Annotated in this window: 13 protein-coding genes and 1 pseudogene; 7 read left to right on the top strand and 7 right to left on the bottom strand. The window is 73.8% G+C overall.

Annotated elements, in window-relative coordinates; translation table 11 throughout:
- Window positions 1-43 precede the first annotated feature (43 nt).
- Window positions 44-3021: pseudogene (afsR, locus tag CP967_RS14010) on the bottom strand (SARP-family global regulator AfsR).
- A gap of 229 nt (window positions 3022-3250) precedes the next feature.
- Window positions 3251-3454: a cold-shock protein gene (locus CP967_RS14005; RefSeq protein WP_003967102.1), complete on the bottom strand. Its 204-nt coding sequence runs from the start codon at window positions 3452-3454 to the stop codon at window positions 3251-3253.
- 285 nt (window positions 3455-3739) lie between these two features.
- On the opposite strand from CP967_RS14005, the gene CP967_RS13995 reads away from it, so the two are divergent.
- The 4 genes from CP967_RS13995 to CP967_RS13980 all read left to right on the top strand — a co-directional run bounded on the left by CP967_RS13995 (window position 3740) and on the right by CP967_RS13980 (window position 8873).
- On the top strand, window positions 3740-4618 hold the full coding sequence (locus tag CP967_RS13995) for a menaquinone biosynthetic enzyme MqnA/MqnD family protein (protein WP_150488307.1): 879 nt from the start codon (window positions 3740-3742) through the stop codon (window positions 4616-4618).
- Between the two features lie 570 nt (window positions 4619-5188).
- Window positions 5189-6946, top strand: a complete 1758-nt coding sequence (locus tag CP967_RS13990; RefSeq protein ID WP_150488306.1) for a serine/threonine-protein kinase — start codon at window positions 5189-5191, stop codon at window positions 6944-6946.
- A gap of 74 nt (window positions 6947-7020) precedes the next feature.
- Entirely contained in the window at window positions 7021-8220 is a 1200-nt protein-coding gene (mqnC, locus tag CP967_RS13985; protein ID WP_150488305.1) for a cyclic dehypoxanthinyl futalosine synthase, read from the top strand.
- A gap of 8 nt (window positions 8221-8228) precedes the next feature.
- Window positions 8229-8873, top strand: a complete 645-nt coding sequence (locus CP967_RS13980; protein WP_150488304.1) for an imidazolonepropionase-like domain-containing protein — start codon at window positions 8229-8231, stop codon at window positions 8871-8873.
- A gap of 173 nt (window positions 8874-9046) precedes the next feature.
- On the opposite strand, the gene CP967_RS13975 is transcribed toward CP967_RS13980, so the two are convergent.
- From CP967_RS13975 to CP967_RS13965, 3 genes are all read right to left on the bottom strand, one after another.
- Entirely contained in the window at window positions 9047-9982 is a 936-nt protein-coding gene (locus tag CP967_RS13975; protein ID WP_150488303.1) for a DUF3152 domain-containing protein, read from the bottom strand.
- 105 nt (window positions 9983-10087) lie between these two features.
- Window positions 10088-10903, bottom strand: a complete 816-nt coding sequence (locus CP967_RS13970) for a hypothetical protein (RefSeq protein WP_150488302.1) — start codon at window positions 10901-10903, stop codon at window positions 10088-10090.
- An 11-nt stretch (window positions 10904-10914) separates the two neighbouring features.
- Window positions 10915-11481, bottom strand: coding sequence for a SigE family RNA polymerase sigma factor (locus CP967_RS13965; RefSeq protein ID WP_150488301.1), 567 nt, complete (start codon window positions 11479-11481; stop codon window positions 10915-10917).
- Window positions 11482-11600: 119 nt separating this feature from the next.
- Here CP967_RS13965 and CP967_RS13960 point away from each other — a divergent pair, with 119 nt between their 5' ends.
- Complete coding sequence (locus CP967_RS13960) at window positions 11601-12293, top strand: demethylmenaquinone methyltransferase (protein WP_150488300.1); 693 nt, start codon at window positions 11601-11603, stop codon at window positions 12291-12293.
- A 109-nt stretch (window positions 12294-12402) separates the two neighbouring features.
- Here CP967_RS13960 and CP967_RS13955 read toward each other — a convergent pair whose 3' ends face one another.
- The gene (locus CP967_RS13955) at window positions 12403-12918 is read right to left on the bottom strand and encodes a GNAT family N-acetyltransferase (protein WP_150488299.1); all 516 of its coding nucleotides are present in this window, start codon (window positions 12916-12918) and stop codon (window positions 12403-12405) included.
- Window positions 12919-13014: 96 nt separating this feature from the next.
- Here CP967_RS13955 and CP967_RS13950 point away from each other — a divergent pair, with 96 nt between their 5' ends.
- Together CP967_RS13950 and mptB are read left to right on the top strand one after the other, a co-directional pair.
- The gene (locus tag CP967_RS13950; protein ID WP_150488298.1) at window positions 13015-14301 is read left to right on the top strand and encodes a geranylgeranyl reductase family protein; all 1287 of its coding nucleotides are present in this window, start codon (window positions 13015-13017) and stop codon (window positions 14299-14301) included.
- Window positions 14302-14423: 122 nt separating this feature from the next.
- A complete protein-coding gene (gene mptB / locus CP967_RS13945) occupies window positions 14424-15986 on the top strand; it encodes a polyprenol phosphomannose-dependent alpha 1,6 mannosyltransferase MptB (protein ID WP_150488297.1) in 1563 nt (520 codons plus the stop codon).
- A gap of 173 nt (window positions 15987-16159) precedes the next feature.
- Here mptB and CP967_RS13940 read toward each other — a convergent pair whose 3' ends face one another.
- Window positions 16160-17017, bottom strand: coding sequence for a C40 family peptidase (locus tag CP967_RS13940; RefSeq protein WP_150488296.1), 858 nt, complete (start codon window positions 17015-17017; stop codon window positions 16160-16162).
- Between the last annotated feature and the right edge of the window lie 501 nt (window positions 17018-17518).

Below are 17518 nucleotides of genomic sequence, written 5' to 3'. Positions count from 1 at the left end.
GATAGAGAGTGCCGTGAGGCGATAAACGATTGATGAACGCCGGTCAGGAGACCTGGGAGACGGAAGACTGCGCCAGCAGCGCGCGGACGGACACGGCCTCCGGGGAGCCCAGGTCCTCGAAGGCCGTGAGGGCCTCGCGCCAGCAGGCCTCCGCGCGGCCGGTCTGCCCCAGAGCGGTGAGGCTCATCCCGAGCACCGTGAGGATGTTCGCCCGCCGCCAGGCCCCTCCGATCTCGTGCAGCACGGCGAGCGCCTGCTCGGCCTGGGCGGCGGCCCGGGCGGGCATGCCGTCGTTCAGGTCCACCTCGGCCAGCCGGAACAGTGTCATCCCGTGCCAGAACCGCTGCCTGCTGTCGCAGAAGACGGTCAGGGCCTCCGAGAGAACCGTGCGCGCCTGGGCGTTCTGCCCCGCGCCCGTCAGAGCCAGACCGAGTGCGTACTTGCCGTTGGCCAGGCGCAGCGCGTGGGCCTTCCCGTCCGACTGGTAGAGGGCGATGCCCTCCTGGGCCAGGCTCACCGCGCTCCTCTTCCGGTCCGTCGCCAGGTGGACCCTGGAGATGTTGCACAGCGCGGCGGCCTCACCGGACTGGTTGCCGTCTGCCCGGAAGGCGGTCAGGGCCTGGGTGAAATGCGCCTCCGCGTCGGCATGCCGCTTCTCGTACAGCGCGATGATCCCCAACTGGTTGGGTGCCTGGCTGGAGGAGACGGGGTCCCCCGAGGCCAGACCGAGTTCCAGGGCACGCCGCGCATCGCGCTGTGCCTCCGCGAAACGGCCCGAGATGCTGTGTACATGGGTCAGCATGGTCCGCGCACGGCCCTCCGCCTGGACGTCTCCCGCTGCCCGGGCGGCTTCGGACACGGCGGTGGCGGCCTGGGCGAACTGATGGGAGTTGGCCCCGGACTCGCCGAGGTCGACCGCGGCCATGAGCAGATCCGCCGCACGGCGCAGCATGCCGTGGGAGGCCGACTGCCGGGCGCAGGCGAGGACTCCGCTCGACTCGTTGAAAAGCCAGTCCAGCGCTTCCCCCGAGGTGGAGAAGGCAAGGCCCGGGTACCCGGTGGACTCGAAATGCTCCAGCACCCGTTCCCCCGGCCGCTCCAGCGCGTACACCCCCGCCGCCGTCGCCAGGTAGAAGTCCAGCAGCCGGGAGAGGGCCGTCTCCCTTTCCGCGGGCGGCTGTTCGTCGCGTTCCGCGCACGCACGCGCGTAGAGGCGCACCAGGTCGTGGTAGCGGTAGCGGCCCGGGGCGGCCGATTCCAGGAGGCTGGTGTCGACCAGGGACTCCAGGAGGTCCTCCGCCGTGTGGGGGGGTCCAGGTCCAGGAGGGCGGCGGCCGCCGCGAGGGAGATGTCCGGGCCGTCCGCGAGGCCCAGGAGGCGGAACGCGCGGGCCTGGGCCGGCTCCAGCTGGCCGTAACCGAGTTCGAAGGTGGCCTTGACCGCGAGGTCGCCGGCCTGGAGTTCGTCCAGCCGGCGGCGTTCGTCGGCCAGCTTGGCGGCCAGTACCGAGACCGTCCAGGTGCGGCGGGAGGCCAGGCGGGAAGCGGCGATACGGATGGCCAGGGGGAGGAAACCGCAGGCGGCCACCACGTCCAGGGCGGCGTCGCGTTCGGAGTTCACCCGCTCCTCGCCGACGATGCGGGTGAAGAGCTGGAGGGCCTCCTCCGGGGACATCACGTCCAGGTCGACCAGGTGCGCGCCCACCAGGTCGACCATGCGCACCCGGCTGGTGACGAGGGCCACGCAGCCCGCCGTGCCGGGGAGCAGCGGGCGGACCTGGGCGGCGTCGTGCGCGTTGTCCAGCAGGACCAGGACCCGGCGGCCGTCCAGGGTGGAGCGGTAGAGGGCGGCCCGCTCGGCCAGGGAGTCCGGGATCGCGGAGTCCGGGGTGCCGAGGGCGCGCAGGAACGCGCCGAGGACGGTCTCCGGTTCGGCGGCGCGCGCGCTCGTGCCCTGGAGATCGACGTAGAGCTGGCCGTCCGGGAAGTGCGGGCGGGCCCGGTGGGCGACGTGCACGGCGAGCGTCGTCTTGCCGACACCCCCGATACCGGCCAGCGCCGAGACGGCCATCACGGAGCCCTCGGCGGTGGCCAGCCGGTCGCTCAGCTCACCGACGAAGGAACTGCGACCGGTGAAGTCCTCCACCGTCGCCGGGAGTTGTGCGGGGCGGACCGGAGCCGAGGCCGTGGGGGGCTCGTCGGCCGGACGGGCCAGTTCCTCGTCGGCCCGGAGGATGCGCTGCTGGAGGCGGGCCAGCCCGGGGTGCGGATCGACCCCCAGCTCCTCGGCGAGGAGCCGCCGGGTGTCCGCGTACACGGCGAGCGCCTCGGCCTGCCGGCCACTGCGGTACAGGGCGACCATCAGGAGCTCGCGGAGGCGTTCGCGCAGGGGGTGGGCGGCGGTGAGCGAGGTCAGTTCGGAGACGGTCTCCGCGTGGTGGCCCACCTCCAGGTCCAGGTCCAGGCGGGTCTCGACGAGCTGGAGGCGCCATTCCTCCAGGCGGGCGCGCTGGTTGTCGGCGTAGGGCCCGGGGACGGAGGCCAGCACCTCGCCGTCCCACAGGCCGAGGAGCTTGACGACCAGCGCGCGCGCCCCGTGCCGGTCCCCGCCGGCGCGGGTCTTCTCGGCCTCGGCCGCCAGGTCCTGGGCGGTGGTGAGGTCGAGGGCCGCGCGGTCGAAGCGGAGCGCGTAGCCGCCCGACTCGCTGACCAGCGTCTCCTGCCCGAGGGCCTTGCGGAGCCGGGAGGCGTACGTGCGTACGGTCGCCAGGGCCTGGGAGGGCGGGGCGTCGCCCCAGAGGGCGTCGATGAGCTCCGCCGCGGTGGCGGTACGGCCGTCCCGGAGCAACAGGGCGGCGAGCAGCGCGCGTTGCTGCGGTGATCCGGTGGGCAGCTGTTCGCCGCCGCGCCAGGCGCGTACCGGACCGAGCACGGCGAAGCGCAGTGGGGCGCCGGCGGATGCGGGTTCCAGCGGAGCGCGCTGCTCCGGAACGCGCACACCGGGTCCGTCGTCGCGGTCCATTGATGCCCCCTGTCCTGCTCGCCCGCCGGCCCTGCTGATCCCGCTCTGCTCCGTACCGCTGGTATCGCGGTCAACAGTCTGCCTTGTCAGGGACCGAATCGTCAGCCTCGGGTGGTGCTCCCGCCCACGGCCCGGCGGACAAGGGCAGGAGCCCCGCTCCTCCGCCGGGGCGGGGGAGCGGGGCTCCTTGGGTACTGCACACTCGGCCGCGATCGGCCGACCCGGGCAACTAGGCCGGGGTGACGTTCTCAGCCTGCGGACCCTTGGGGCCCTGAGTGACGTCGAAGTTCACGACCTGGTTCTCCTCGAGGGAGCGGAACCCGGACGCGTTGATCGCGGAATAGTGGACGAAGACATCCGGGCCGCCGCCGTCCTGGGCGATGAAGCCGAAGCCCTTTTCAGCGTTGAACCACTTGACGGTTCCGGTAGCCATAAGCCCTCCTTGGGCCAAAGGGTTGCCCTGCTCCAGAACCTGCAAAGAAGTCTGAAAACTACAAAAGCCTGCGGGGTTACATGCTCCGCAGGCTCTGTACTGCAAGGGAAACCAAACTGCAACTTGCGGCGAGCCTAGCACGCAGTCCGCGGGAAGCGGTAGGGGTAAAGATCACTTCACCCGGATGTTTGATCCGGCCGCCGAAGGGCTGACGCCCCGCTTCCCCGGAGGGTGTCCGGACGCCCCGATGGCGCCTGCCCGCGGACACGGGTCTAGCCTCGCGATGTGGACAATTCAACCGTCTCTCCCGTAGAAGGCGACGACCGTCGCAGCAGGCCGCGAGTCGGCCACATCCAGTTCCTGAACTGCCTCCCCCTGTACTGGGGCCTGGCGCGGACCGGAACCCTGCTCGATCTGGAGCTCTCGAAGGACACCCCGGAGAGACTCAGCGAGCAGCTGGTCGACGGGGCCCTCGACGTCGGGCCCGTCACCCTGGTCGAGTTCCTGCGCAACGCCGACGACCTGGTCGCCCTCCCCGATATCGCCGTCGGCTGCGACGGCCCCGTCATGTCGTGCGTGATCGTGACGCAGAAGCCGCTGGAGGAGCTGGACGGGGCCAGGGTGGCGCTCGGCTCGACCTCGCGGACCTCCGTACGGCTCGCCCAGCTGCTGCTCGCCGAGCGGTACGGCGTCACCCCGGACTACTACACCTGCCCGCCCGACCTCGGGACGATGATGCAGGAGGCCGACGCGGCCGTGCTGATCGGCGACGCGGCACTGCGCGCCAACCTGCACGACGCCCCCCGGCTCGGGCTGGAGGTCCACGACCTGGGGCAGATGTGGAAGGAGTGGACGGGGCTGCCGTTCGTCTTCGCGGTCTGGGCGGTCCGCAGGGACTACCTGGCCTCGCACCCCGTCCATGTGGAGAAGCTGCACGAGGCGTTCCTGGCCTCGCGCGACCTCTCGCTGGAGGAGGTCACCAAGGTGGCCGAGCAGGCGTCCCGCTGGGAGGCCTTCGACGCGGAGGTGCTGGAGCGGTACTTCACGACCCTGGACTTCCGCTTCGGGCCGGACCAGCTGGCCGGAGTCCGCGAGTTCGCCCGGCGGACCGGTCCCGGAACGGGATACCCGGCCGATGTGACGGTCGAATTGTACGCCCGCTGACACCGGCGGACGGGAATGGGACGGGAGCGGGCGAATCCCGTGTCTTCCCGTCCGGCCATTACCGCCGGGTGCCCGGAGAGCCCCGCCGCCATTCCGGGGGGCCGTCCTCCGGAGCGGTCGCCGGGGCCCGTACCGAGGTGTGTTTCCTGGAATGCCGGTGAATGTCCCGAGTGCCTTACCGGAAAGCTGTCGGATACACGCGGAATCGAATAGCGGATGGCGTGACGGACGCCTTTGGCCGGCGCTCCGGTGAACATCCTGTGGTGAACCGGGGTGGAAGCCGTGCCGGACGGTGCGTACCGGTCCTGTACCGGGGCGCCCCGGGGGAGGCGAGCGGCGTCCGGCGCCCTTCGGCGGGGGGAGGACCCGGCCCGCCCGCCTCCTCGGCCCGGCGCACCTTGCCCCCTCGGCCCGGCGCCCCGCCCCCTCGTCCGGGCCCGCGACCGCCCGCCCGCCGGATCCGGCCACCTCGGCCCCGCCCTCCCCGCGGGAACCCCGGACCTGTGCGTCCGCCGCCGTGAGCGGCCATAGGCTGCCGTCGGAGCGCCAGGGTTCACAAGGGGAGACCATATGCAGCCGCTCGAAGCCGGCGAACCGCGCACGATCGGGGCCTACCGGCTGCTCGGCAGGCTCGGAGCCGGCGGGATGGGCCGGGTCTACCTGGGGCGCAGTGCGGGAGGGCGCACCGTCGCGGTCAAGGTGGTCCATCCCCATTTCGCCCTCGACGAGCAGTTCCGCGCCCGGTTCCGGCGCGAGGTGGAGGCCGCCCGCCGGGTCGGCGCGCAGTGGACCGCCCCCGTCCTGGACGCCGACCCCGACGCCCCGGTGCCCTGGGTCGCCACCGGTTACGTGGCCGGGCCGCCGCTGTCCGACGCCGTCGTCCGGCACGGGCCGCTCCCCGAACAGGCGGTACGGGCGCTCGGCGCGGGCCTCGGCGAGGCGCTCGCCGCCGTCCACTCCCACGGGCTCGTCCACCGGGACGTGAAGCCGTCCAACGTCCTGCTGGCCCTCGACGGGCCCCGGCTGATCGACTTCGGGATCGCCCGCGCCCTCGGGGCCGCCGCCTCCCTCACCTCCACCGGTGTCTCCGTCGGGTCACCCGGTTACATGGCACCGGAGCAGACAAGGGGCCTGGACGTCTCCGGGGCGGCCGACGTCTTCTCGCTGGGCGCGGTCCTCGCGTACGCGGCGACCGGCAGCGACCCCTTCCCCGGGGACTCCTCGGCCGTCCTCCTCTACAAGGTGGTGCACGAGGAGCCCGAACTGGGCGACCTGGACGGGGAGCTGCGGGAGACGGTCGCGGCCTGCCTGGCCAAGCGGCCCGGCGACCGGCCCGGCCCGGCGGAACTCGCCCGGACGCTGGCGCCCGGCGGGGCCGCCGCGCTCCTGGGCGCGGGGTGGCTGCCCGGCCCGCTGGTGCGCGAGCTCGGCCGGACGGCGGTGGCTCTGCTGGACCTGGAACCGCAGGAGGAGCCGGTGCGCTCCGGGCCGGTGCCGTTCAGCAGCGCCGCGCTGAGCGGTCCCGCACTCGGCACCTTCGGCCCGCCGGTGCCCCCGCCCCCGCCCGGACCCCCGCCCGGGCCCCCGGCCGCGGAGGGCACCGGGACGGAGCCGGACGCGCGCACGGGCACGGCTCCGGACGCGGCGGAGCGGGGGCCGGGCGCCCGGGTCGCGGTCACGGTGGACAGCGCCCCCGCCCCCGGGGGCCGGCGCGGGCGCCGGGTGAGCTGCACCGTCGCGCTCGCCGTCGCGGGCGCCCTCGCCGTCGTCACGGTCGGCACGGCGACGATGGCCGACCTGTTCGGCGGGGGCGGGTCGGGCGGCGGACACGGCAACGAAGGGGCCGCGCCGCCGGCGGCCACGGCCTCCGGGGACCCGGACGCGTCCTCCTCGGCGCCCGCCGGAGGCGGGTCCCCCGCCCCCGAGCCGTCCGCCACCGGGCCGGCCGCTCCGGTGGCCGCGCTGCCCGAGGCGTTCGCGGGCACCTGGGAGGGGTCCGCCACCGAGCGGAGCGGGCTGCCCCACGGCACGGTCACCGCGGTGTTCACCGAGGGCCGTACCGGCCAGGACGTGGTCCGGCTGACCCACCGGCTCGACGTGCTCGGCACGAGCGTCGTCTGCAAGGGCGTCGGCACCCTCGTCTCCGGTACGGCCACCGCGCTGCGGATCCGCGAGCGGCCCGACCCCGACGGCTCCGACACCGCCCTGTGCACCGGGGGCGAGGCCGACCTGGAGTTCACCCTCGCCCCCGGCGGGAAGCTCCGCTACGTCTCGCACGAGGAGGCCGCGGGCACCCCCGGGGGCACGCTCACCCGAGCCGGGGAATGAAGCGGGAAGCGGCTGGCGTAGGGTGGATCGGTCCGTGGTGATCCGTAGAAAAACCGCCGAAAGGTGACAGCCCGGTGACCGAGAAGGCCGACCTCCAGCCCATCCTCGACCGCGCCGCCGCAGGCGGGCGGATCACACCGGAAGAGGCCCTCGACCTCTACCGGTCGGCGCCGCTGCACGCGCTGGGGGCCGCCGCGGACGCCGTACGCCGCCGCCGCTACGCCGGTACGGAGCACATCGCGACGTACATCATCGAGCGCAACATCAACTACACCAACGTCTGTGTGACGGCCTGCCGCTTCTGCGCCTTCTACGCCGCGCCGAAGGACACCGGCAAGGGCTGGACCCGCGACCTCGACGACATCCTGCGCCGGTGCGCGGAGACCGTCGAACTCGGCGGCACCCAGATCATGTTCCAGGGCGGGCACCACCCGGACTACGGCGTCGAGTACTACGAGGAGCACTTCTCCGCGATCAAGAAGGCGTTCCCCCAGCTGGTCATCCACTCGCTGGGCGCCTCCGAGATCGAGCACATGGCCCGTATCTCCGGGGTCTCCGCCGAGGAGGCCATCTCGCGGATCCACGCCGCGGGCCTGGACTCCTTCGCCGGTGCCGGTGCCGAACTGCTGCCGGCCCGGCCGCGGAAGGCGATCGCCCCGCTCAAGGAGTCCGGGGAGCGCTGGCTGGAGATCATGGAGGCCGCGCACGGGCTGGGGGTCGAGTCCACCGCCACCATGCTGATGGGCACCGGCGAGACCAACGCCGAGCGCATCGAGCACCTGCGGATGATCCGTGACGTCCAGGACCGGACGGGCGGCTTCCGGGCCTTCATCCCGTACACCTACCAGCCGGAGAACAACCACCTCAAGGGCCGGACCCAGGCGACGCTCTTCGAGTACCTGCGGATGATCGCCATCGCCCGGGTCTTCCTGGACAACGTCGCCCACATCCAGGGCTCCTGGCTCACCACGGGCAAGGAGGTCGGCCAGCTGTCGCTGCACTACGGCGCGGACGACCTCGGCTCGATCATGCTGGAGGAGAACGTCGTCTCCTCGGCCGGCGCCAGGCACCGCTCCAACCGGCTGGAGATCATCGACCTGATCCGCAAGGCGGGCCGCGTCCCGGCGCAGCGCGCCACGACGTACGAGCACCTCGTGGTGCACGAGGACCCGGCGCTGGACCCGGTCGACGAGCGCGTCGTCTCGCACATCTCCTCCACGGCGATCGCGGGCGGCACCGCGCACCCGGAGCTGAAGCTCCTCGACGCCAACTGAAGGCCGCCGTGCTGACGATCCACGCCGCCGACGCGGTCCTCGGCGCCCCGGACGGAGCGGACGCGGTGGCCGTGGACGGCGGTGTGGTCGTCGCGGTGGGCCCGTACGACGAGATCGCGGCGGCCTTCCCGGCGGCCCGGCCGCGGCGCTGGTCCGGGCTGCTCACCCGGGGGCTGGTGAACCCGGCGGCCGTCCGGCTCCTGGAGGAGGCCTACCACCCGGACCCGCGTGAGGCCGACGAGCTGGGCACCCGCCCGCTGACCGGCGAGGCGCTCGCCGCCCTCGCGCCGGACGAGGCCCGCTGGGGCGCGAGCGCCCGGCGCGGCCTCCAGCGGATGCTCCGGCACGGCACGACCGCCGTCGCCGGGACGTTCACCCGGCCCTCGGTGCGGACCGCGGTACTGCGCTCGGGCCTGCGGGTCCTGCCGCCCGCGGCGTACACCGCCGAACCGCCCTTCTCCCTCGACCCGCTGGAAGCCGCCGGACGGGAGCCGGGCGCCGTGCCGGCCCGGACCGGCGGACCGCCGGCCGCCGGGGAAGCGGCGGACCTGGCGGTCTTCGGCGTACGGGACGTGGCGGAGCTGGCCGCGCGGGGCGCGGGCAGCTGCGTCGCGACGGTCCTCGGCGGGCGGCTGCTCTTCCGCGCGAGGTGAGACCGGGCCCGGGCCCGGTCACCCGCCCCCGGCCCGCCCCTTCCGGAGCCCCGGCCCGCGCGCGTACGTGCCGCGTGCGGTGCGCGCGTCATCCGGCCGGCCGGGGCACCTCTGTCCGAGGCCGTCTGCGGCCGGGCCACCCGTGCCCGGGGCCGTCTGCGTCCGGGCGGCCTCTACGGCACCGGGGGCCCGCCAAGGTAGCGGCCGTCCCGGGTGTACGGCCAGGCGTTGGAGACGCAGCCCTTCAGCCCCTTGATCTGCTGCATCATGGCGGGCGCGGGCTGCCCGGCGCCCGGGCAGGTCTCATGGCCGTGGCCCAGCCAGTGACCCACCTCGTGGTTGATGATCAGGGCCCGGTACTCCTTCGGGGTGCCGTCGAACGTCGGTGAACCCAGCAGCCAGCGGCGGAGGTTGACCATCACGTTCTTGCCGCCCCGGCAGTTCACCTCGCCCCCGGTGTCCAGGCTGTACTGCCCGCAGAGCCGGTCGGTGGTGGCCGGGGTGCCGATCTTGACGACCAGCCCCGCGGAATCGTCCGCGACCTGGCGGAAGGTGCGGGTCCCGCCCTCGTTCCAGCCGCGCGGGTCGGCGAGGATCTTCGCGATGTCCTCGGCGGCACTGTCCGGGTCGACCCCGATGCCGTCCTCCACCTCGACGCGGTAGGCGCTGCCGCCGGACCCCGGGCCGGTACCGGCCCGCGCCACGGTGAAGGTGCCGGAACCGGAGGCCGGTACGGAGTCCGGGTCCACCTCCTCCTCCCCGTCGGCGGATTCCGGGGCCACCGGTGCCTTCGGGGAGGCCGACGCCTCCGGGCTCGCCGGCGCCTTCGGCGACGGGCTCCGGCTCGCGGAGGGGGTGGCCTGTCCCTCCCGGTCCAGGGCGACCGCCGTGCCGTCGTCCTGCCACGGTGCGCGCAGAAGGAGGAACCCGGCCGCGGCGACCGCGGCGACCACCACCGAGGTCAGCGTCGCGCGGCGGCGCCGGATCCGCCTGCGCCGGGCCAGGGACCGCTTCCGGGCCTGTGCGCGCGGGACACCCGCGCCGGGGGCGGACGGCCGCCGGCGGGCGCCGGCGGCGTCGGGTATTCGGCGTGTTCTGTCACTGTGCATATTCAGATGGCTGTCCGTGTTCTCGGCGCTCCGGAGGTTCCGGGCGGTCTCGGCGTTCCAGGGTTCCGGGGCCCGGGGTTCCGGGGCCGGGGTGATCGCCGGGGATCACCCGCCCTGGACGCTTGCCTGCTTCTTCAGTACCGGGTGCTCGTCCGCGTACCGCACCACCTCCAGCAGCCCACTCTCCCTTACACCGTCAAGAAGTTGACGCCCCGTCACCGGAGCGGAAGCGCCCGCCTCCTCGTCCGGGAGGACCTCCAGCAGGACGGTGCTGTTCCCGAAGCCGAAGGCGATCGAGACGGACAGGGTGTCCGGGGAGCCGGCCGCGGCGGTTCTCACCTGTGCGGTCACCCCTTCGGTGAGCTGCCGCTCCTCGCAGGTCATCCGCTTCTGCGGGATGTCGCGGCAGGTCCGGGCCGCCTCGTCGCCCGCCGGCCGCACCTGGAAGACGATCTGGAAGACGTCACCGTGCCGCTCGCCCCGGTAGCGGTCCGCATAGGCGCTCAGCGGGCGGACCGTCCCGACCGCCGAGGGCAGCGCCTCGTCCAGGGCCACGGCCGCGCTCTGCTGGAAGTCCCGCAGCCGCTGCCGCTCACCGGGGGGCAGGGTGTCGATGCGGCCGGCCGGGTCCTCACCCGGGCTGGGCGTCACCTCGACGGGTGTGCGGTACGCCGCCGGGGCCGCCACCCCCGTGTGCAGGGTCGCCGCCCCCCGGCCCCCGGGGCCCTGACCGGTGAGCGCCACCACCCCGAGCGCGGCCAGTGTGGCCGCGCCGAAGGTGCCCGCCGTCACCGCCGCCCGGGTCCGTGCCCGCCGCCGCCGGCCCAGGGCCACCGCGCCCGGCACCAGGTCGGGCAGCGGGCCGAGCCCTTCGGCGGCGTACTCCATGGCGTCCCTGACCAGCCGGGCGTCCTCGTCCATCTGGCAACTCCTCAGCTCTGGGTGGTGTAGACGTGGGCCGGGCCCAGCTGCTCCCGCAGCCGGGCCAGCGACCTGGAGCACTGGCTCTTGACCGTGGACTCGCTGCAGCCGAGCAGCCCGGCGACCGATTCGACGCTCAGGTCCTCCCAGTAGCGCAGCACGACCATCGCCCGGGCCCGGGGCGGCAGCCGGGCGAGCGCGGCCAGCAGGGTCACGGTCAGTTCTGGCCCGACGGCGGCCCGCGGCACGTCGATGGGGGTGTGTGCCAGGAGGTCGCGGAGCCTGCGCCGGCGCTCCGCCAGATACGTACGGGTGAGCACCGTGCGGGCGTAGGCCTCCGGCCGGTCCGCCGCGCTCACCCGCCGCCAGTGCTGGAACACCTTCGCCAGCGTCGTCTGGGTCAGGTCGCGGGCGCTCTCGGGGTCGCCGCAGAGCAGGTAGGCGGTCCGGTACAGACGGCGCTGGCTGGCCCGGGCGAAGTCCTCGAAGCCGTCCCCGGCCCCGTCCCGGCCGAGGGCGCCGGGTTCCGTCCCGCCGGGTCCTGTTCCGCCGCGGTCCGTTCTGCGCGGGACGGGCATCCGGCCCCCCTTCCGGTTTCTGCTGGGTCTCACCCCTCTATGAGTGCTGTCACCACCGAAAGGTTGAAGTCCTCCCGGCCCCCGCTCACGACCGGGCGGGAGGCTGCTTGAATGGGACGGTGACCCGAGCATCCCTGGACAAACAGCCGCACGAAGTCGCCTCGATGTTCGACGACGTGGCGGCGAACTACGACCTCACCAACGATGTGATCTCCCTCGGGCAGGCCAGGCGATGGCGCAAGGAGGTCGCGAAGGCCGTGGACGCCCGCCCGGCGCAGAAGATCCTCGACCTGGCGGCCGGGACGGCCACCTCCTCCCAGCCGTTCGCCCGGGCCGGTGCCTACGTCGTACCGTGCGACTTCTCCCTCGGCATGCTGCGGGTCGGCAAGGAACGCCATCCGTGGATGCCGTTCACCGCGGGCGACGGCACGAAGCTCCCCTTCAAGGACGAGAGCTTCGACGCGGTCACCATCTCCTTCGGGCTGCGCAACATCCAGGACACCGACCAGGCGCTGCGCGAGCTGTACCGGGTGACCAAGCCCGGAGGGCGGGTGGTGATCTGCGAGTTCTCCCAGCCGGTCTTCGCCCCGTTCCGCCGCGTGTACACCGAGTACCTGATGCGCGCGCTGCCGCCGGTGGCCCGCACGGTGTGCAGCAACCCCGACGCCTACGTCTACCTCGCCGAGTCGATCCGCGCCTGGCCCGACCAGGAGGGCCTGGCCGGGCTGTTGCAGAAGGCGGGCTGGTCGAAGGTCGCGTGGCGTGACCTCACCGGGGGGATCGTCGCCCTCCACCGGGGCGTCAAGGACTGAGCCCGGCACCGGGGCGGCGGGGGCTGACCCGGGCGGCCCCGTTCCGGCCCGCCGGCCCCGGAGCCGGCGGGCCGTGGGCCGTGGGCCCTCGGGTGTCCGGCCGGAAGCGTCAGAGCTCCAGCCGGAAGCAGAGGGCCTCCTGCCGTGAGGGGGTGAGGTACGTCTCCGCCTGCCGCATGCCCAGCCGCCGCGCGACCGCGACCGAACGCGCGTTGCGGGAGTTGACCATCGCCACGACCTCCCGCACCCCCGCGGCCCGTACCCGGTCCAGGGTGGTGCGGGCCGCGGCGGTGGCGTATCCGCGGCCCCAGGCGGGCCGGGCCAGCCGCCAGCCGATCTCGATCTCGCCGACCGGGCCGAACTCCGTTCGCGGCCACGGCTGGGCGCCGGTGAAACCGAGCACCTGACCGGCGTCGTCGTGCAGCGTCCACAGGCAGAAGCCGCGCTCCGCGTCATGGCGGCGCTGGCGTGCCGTCAGCTCCTCGTAGACGGAGAGTTCGGCGGAACGGCCGCCGTGGAACTCCATGACATCGGGGTCGTCGAAGACCCGGTGCCAGGCCAGGGCGTCCTCGTCGGTGGGGACACGCAGGTGTACCAGGGGGGCGTCGGGCGGAGCGAGCGACATCTGGGAGCCCTTCGGAGTCGGAGCGGCAAGCCCCCATAGACTGCACGGGACAGGTGCCGCGCGGCACGCGATTTCGAGTCTTCGGGAGATCCGGACGTGACCGAGCAGCCCTTGTCCGAACACAGCGCGGACGTCATCGTCGTCGGTGCGGGCCCGGCGGGCTCCACGACCGCGTACCACCTCGCCAAGGCCGGGCTGGACGTCCTCCTGCTGGAGAAGACCGCCTTCCCCCGCGAGAAGGTCTGCGGCGACGGCCTCACCCCGCGCGCCACCAAGCAGCTCGTGTCCATGGGCATCGACATCTCCGAAGAGGCGGGCTGGCTCCGGAACAAGGGGCTCCGCATCATCGGCGGCGGTGTCCGGCTCCAGCTCGACTGGCCCGAGCTCGCCTCCTACCCGGACTACGGACTGGTCCGCAAGCGCGACGACTTCGACGAGCAGCTGGCCCGGCAGGCGCAGAAGGCGGGAGCCCGGCTGTACGAGCGCTGCAACGTCGGCGCCCCCGTCGTCGACGCCCGGACCGGCCGGATCACCGGGGTGCACGCCAAGCTGGGCGAGGAGAAGACCCCCGTCACCTTCCACGCCCCGCTCGTGGTCGCCGCCGACGGCAACTCCACCCGGCTCTCCCTCGCCATGGGGCTGCACCGGCGCGAGGACAGGCCCATGGGCGTCGCCGTCCGCACCTACTTCACCTCGCCGCGCCACGACGACGACTACCTGGAGTCCTGGCTGGAGCTGTGGGACCGGCGCGGCCCCCAGGACCGGCTGCTGCCCGGCTACGGCTGGATCTTCGGCATGGGCGACGGCACCTCCAACGTCGGCCTCGGCATCCTCAACTCCTCGTCCGCCTTCCGGGAGCTGGACTGGCGCGAGGTGCTCAAGGCGTGGTGCGCCTCCATGCCCGAGGACTGGGGCTTCACCCCGGACAACATGACGATGCCGATCCGGGGCGCCGCGCTCCCGATGGCCTTCAACCGCCAGCCGCACTACACCAAGGGCCTCCTCCTCGTCGGTGACGCGGGCGGCCTCGTCAACCCCTTCAACGGCGAGGGCATCGCGTACGCCATGGAGTCGGGGCAGCTGGCCGCCGACGTCATCGTGCAGGCCCACGCCCGCGCGACCCCCGCCCAGCGCGAACTCGCCCTGCACCGCTACCCGAAGGTCCTCAAGGACACCTACGGCGGCTACTACACGCTGGGCCGCGCCTTCGTGAAGCTGATCGGCAACCCCAAGGTCATGAAGGTCGCCACCCAGCACGGCCTGACCCACCCGCTGCTGATGAAGTTCACCCTGAAGATGCTCGCCAACCTCACCGACCCGACCGGCGGCGACGCCATGGACCGCATCATCAACGGGCTGTCCAAGGTGGCCCCGAAGGCCTGACGCCGGGTCCTCCCGCTGTCCGCCGCCCGGCCGGCGGCCGTGTTCCGGGCCCGCCGCGACGGCGGCCGGGCGTGGCCGAGCGGTTCGAGGGCCCCCGGAGCCCTCCGGTAGGTTTGCGGACCATGCGGGAGACGGGGACGGGAAACGGCGGACGGTACCGCCTGCTGGGTACGGCCGGGGCAGCGGCGGCCGTGGCGGGGGGCTGGGCCGTCGGGACGCTGCCCGCGCACGACCCGTGGGGGCTGTGGGTGCCGCACGGCACCGCCGTCACGGCCGCCGGCTACGCCCTGGCGTACGGCGGGCTGACCGCGCTCGTCGTCGCCTGGTGGCTGTACGGCAGGACGGGCGCGGGCGTACGGCACGGCCTGGTCACCCTGGGGTGGTGGACCGCGCCGTTCGTGGTGGCGCCGCCGCTCTACAGCGCCGACGTCTACAGCTACATCGCCCAGGGCGCGATGGTCCTCGAAGGGCACGACGTCTACGAGGCCGGGCCGTCCGTCCTGGACCCCGCCGGGCCCGGCGGGGACGCCGCCGCGAGTGTCGGCGGCCACTGGACCGAGACCCCGGCGCCGTACGGGCCGTTCTTCCTCGTGCTGGCGCGGGCGGTCGCCTGGGCGACCGGGGGCACCATCGTGCCCGCCGTCCTCGCCATGCGGCTGATCGCCCTCGCCGCCCTCGCGCTGATCGCCTGGGCCCTGCTCCACCTCGCCCGGGAGCACGGGCGGAGCCCGGGGGCGGCGCTGTGGCTGGGGGCGCTCAACCCGCTGCTGCTGATGCACGTGGCCGGCGGGCTCCACAACGACGGGCTGATGACCGGCCTCATGCTGGCCGGGACCGTGCTGGTGCTGCGGGGGCGGTGGATCGCCGGGTCCGTGCTCATCGCCCTGGCCATGATGGTCAAGTCCCCGGCCGCGGTCGCGCTGCTGTTCGCCGCCGTCGTGGTGGGCCGGGCCGCCTCCGGAGGGCCCGTACGCCGGACCGTGAAGGGACTGCTGGGGCCGGGGGCGGTGGCCGGGGCGGTCGTGCTGCTGGCGACCCTGGCCGCCGGGACCGGCTTCGGCTGGGTGAGCACCCAGGGGGTGGCGGGGCGCATCCACACCGCGCTGTCGGCCAGCAGTGACATCGGGCTGGGACTCGGCCACCTGCTGCGGCTGCTCGCCGGGACCGACCCGGAACCCGTCAAGGCCGCCGTGCAGAACCTGGTGCTCGCGGCGGGGATCGCCCTGATCCTCTGGCTGGCGTGGCGCTCCGCCACCGGACGCCTGGAACCGGCGCACGGGCTCGGTCTCGGGCTGGTGGGCCTGGTGGCGCTCTCCCCGATGGTGCAGCCGTGGTACCTGCTCTGGGGTACGGCGGTGCTCGCCGCCACCGCGGGCGCGAGCAGGGTCCGTGACGTGGTCGCCGTGCTCTCGGCGGCCCTGGTCTACGAGACGCAGCCCTCGGGTTCGACCCCGGTGTACGGCTTCGTACTGGCCGGGCTCACCTGTGCGGCCGGGGCGCTGCTCCTGCGCCGGGAGGCGGCCGTGAACGGCACGCCCCCGCTCCCGGGCCGGCGCCGGGCCGGGGACACGGAGGACATCGGGGACGCGACAGGCACCAAGGGCACCAAGGACATCGAGGGCGCGGGGGGCACGGCGGACACCGAGGGCACGGGGGCCGGGACCGGCGTCCGCGCCGGAGCCTGAGACCCGCCGCGCGCACCCGCCGCTGCCGCACCCGCCGCTGCCGTACGCGCGCCTGCCAGGGAGACCGGGCGCGCGGCAGGGCATGGCGACGGGCCGTCACCCCGAGCGGGGGGTGACGGCCCGTCGCCGCGGACGCGCCGCCCCGGGGAGGACGGCGCGCGACCGCTTGTGAATCAGAGAACGCGGACCGCGCCGGACGGCGGGTCGTAGTCCAGGGACGCCTGGACCACGCCGGTGCCGGAGTTCTGCGCACCGACGAACTGGCCGCCGCCCACGTAGACCGCCACGTGGTACGCGCTGCCCGCGCCGCCCCAGTAGAGGATGTCGCCGGGCTGGAGGTTGCTCAGCGAGACCTGGGTGCCGGCCGTCGACTGGCTCTGCGAGACGCGCGGCAGGTCGACGCCCACCGAGCGGAACGCGGCCTGGACCAGGCCGGAGCAGTCCCAGGAGTTGGGGCCGGTGCCGCCGGAGACGTAGGCGTCGCCGACCTGCGCCTTCGCGAACGCGACGACCGAGGCGGCGGAGCCCGTGGCGGAGGAGGAGTACGAGGTCGTCGACGCGGAGGCCGACGAGCCGGAAGAGCCGGAGGAACCCGAGGAGGCGCTGAGCGTGGTGCGCTCGGCGGTGCGGGAGGCGCGCTCGGCGGCCTCGGCCTCGGCCTCGGCCTCCGCCTTGGCCTTCGCGGCGGCCTCGGCCTTCTTCTCGGCCTCGGCCTTGCGGACCGCCTCGGCCTTGGCCTTCTTGGCGGTCTTCGCGGCCTTGGCCGCCGCGGCGTCCTGCTGGGCCTGCGTCTCCAGGTCGTGCGCGACCTGCTGCGTCGCCTGCGCGGACGCGGCGACCGCGGTGGAGAGGCCCTCCGTGATGGTGGGCATCTCGATGGTCTGGGTCACCGGCTCGGCCTGGGCCGGACCGGCGGCACCCGCGACCGCGATGGTGCTGAGGACGCCACCGGCAACTCCTGCCCGCAGCGCCGTCGTCGATGCGCGCTGGCGGGGCTTCCGGTGGCTGGGTATGTGAGCGGTGTGGGACATGGGTACTAGCGCTATCAGGGCTGTAGGGCTCCCATCAAGAAACGTGTGTTGCGACACAGTTACGTCCGGAACCTGTGAATCCGCTTATGTGGGGCCTTTATTGACGCCGTAACGGGCAAAACGGGCATGCGTGATCGCGGCTGTGATCACGGGTTTTCGGGAATTCGCCCGAATTGCCCGCCGCTTACCATCCGTTCACGCGGTTGGCCAAGCCCACTTCTTTCGGCCGGCTGATCATGTGACGCACGTCACCGGGTGGAGGGTGCCGCCCCCCGGGAACCCGGGCCGGCCGGCCCCGGGGCGGAGGAAGATCGTCCGTCACCCGGAAGGGGATTGGGCGTTATGTCCTGTCGGTGAGTCATGTCCGTCCGGGCGGAGGGCGGATGCCGCCCGGCCGCGCACGCCCGGACCCGCCGCCCCGGAGTTCGTGAACGCGTGCGCGTTGTCCACTCCGGTACCCGGCGCACCCTCGTCCGGGTGGCGGCCTTCCGGGAGCGGGTT

This window comes from Streptomyces nitrosporeus (assembly GCF_008704555.1).
Classification (GTDB): domain Bacteria; phylum Actinomycetota; class Actinomycetes; order Streptomycetales; family Streptomycetaceae; genus Streptomyces; species Streptomyces nitrosporeus.
The sequence above is the reverse complement of the archived record's forward strand: the minus strand, read 5'-3'. Positions and strand labels throughout refer to the sequence as shown.

Excerpts from the sequence above, each read along its gene's own strand:
- CP967_RS13970 (WP_150488302.1), bottom strand. The coding sequence starts at position 10,903 with ATGGACGAGGACGCCCGGCTGGTCAGGGACGCCATGGAGTACGCCGCC.
- CP967_RS13955 (WP_150488299.1), bottom strand. The coding sequence starts at position 12,918 with ATGTCGCTCGCTCCGCCCGACGCCCCCCTGGTACACCTGCGTGTCCCC.
- mptB (WP_150488297.1), top strand. The coding sequence starts at position 14,424 with ATGCGGGAGACGGGGACGGGAAACGGCGGACGGTACCGCCTGCTGGGT.
- CP967_RS13940 (WP_150488296.1), bottom strand. The coding sequence starts at position 17,017 with ATGTCCCACACCGCTCACATACCCAGCCACCGGAAGCCCCGCCAGCGC.
- CP967_RS13965 (WP_150488301.1), bottom strand. The coding sequence starts at position 11,481 with ATGCCCGTCCCGCGCAGAACGGACCGCGGCGGAACAGGACCCGGCGGG.
- CP967_RS13975 (WP_150488303.1), bottom strand. The coding sequence starts at position 9,982 with ATGCACAGTGACAGAACACGCCGAATACCCGACGCCGCCGGCGCCCGC.
- CP967_RS14005 (WP_003967102.1), bottom strand. The coding sequence starts at position 3,454 with ATGGCTACCGGAACCGTCAAGTGGTTCAACGCTGAAAAGGGCTTCGGC.
- CP967_RS13990 (WP_150488306.1), top strand. The coding sequence starts at position 5,189 with ATGCAGCCGCTCGAAGCCGGCGAACCGCGCACGATCGGGGCCTACCGG.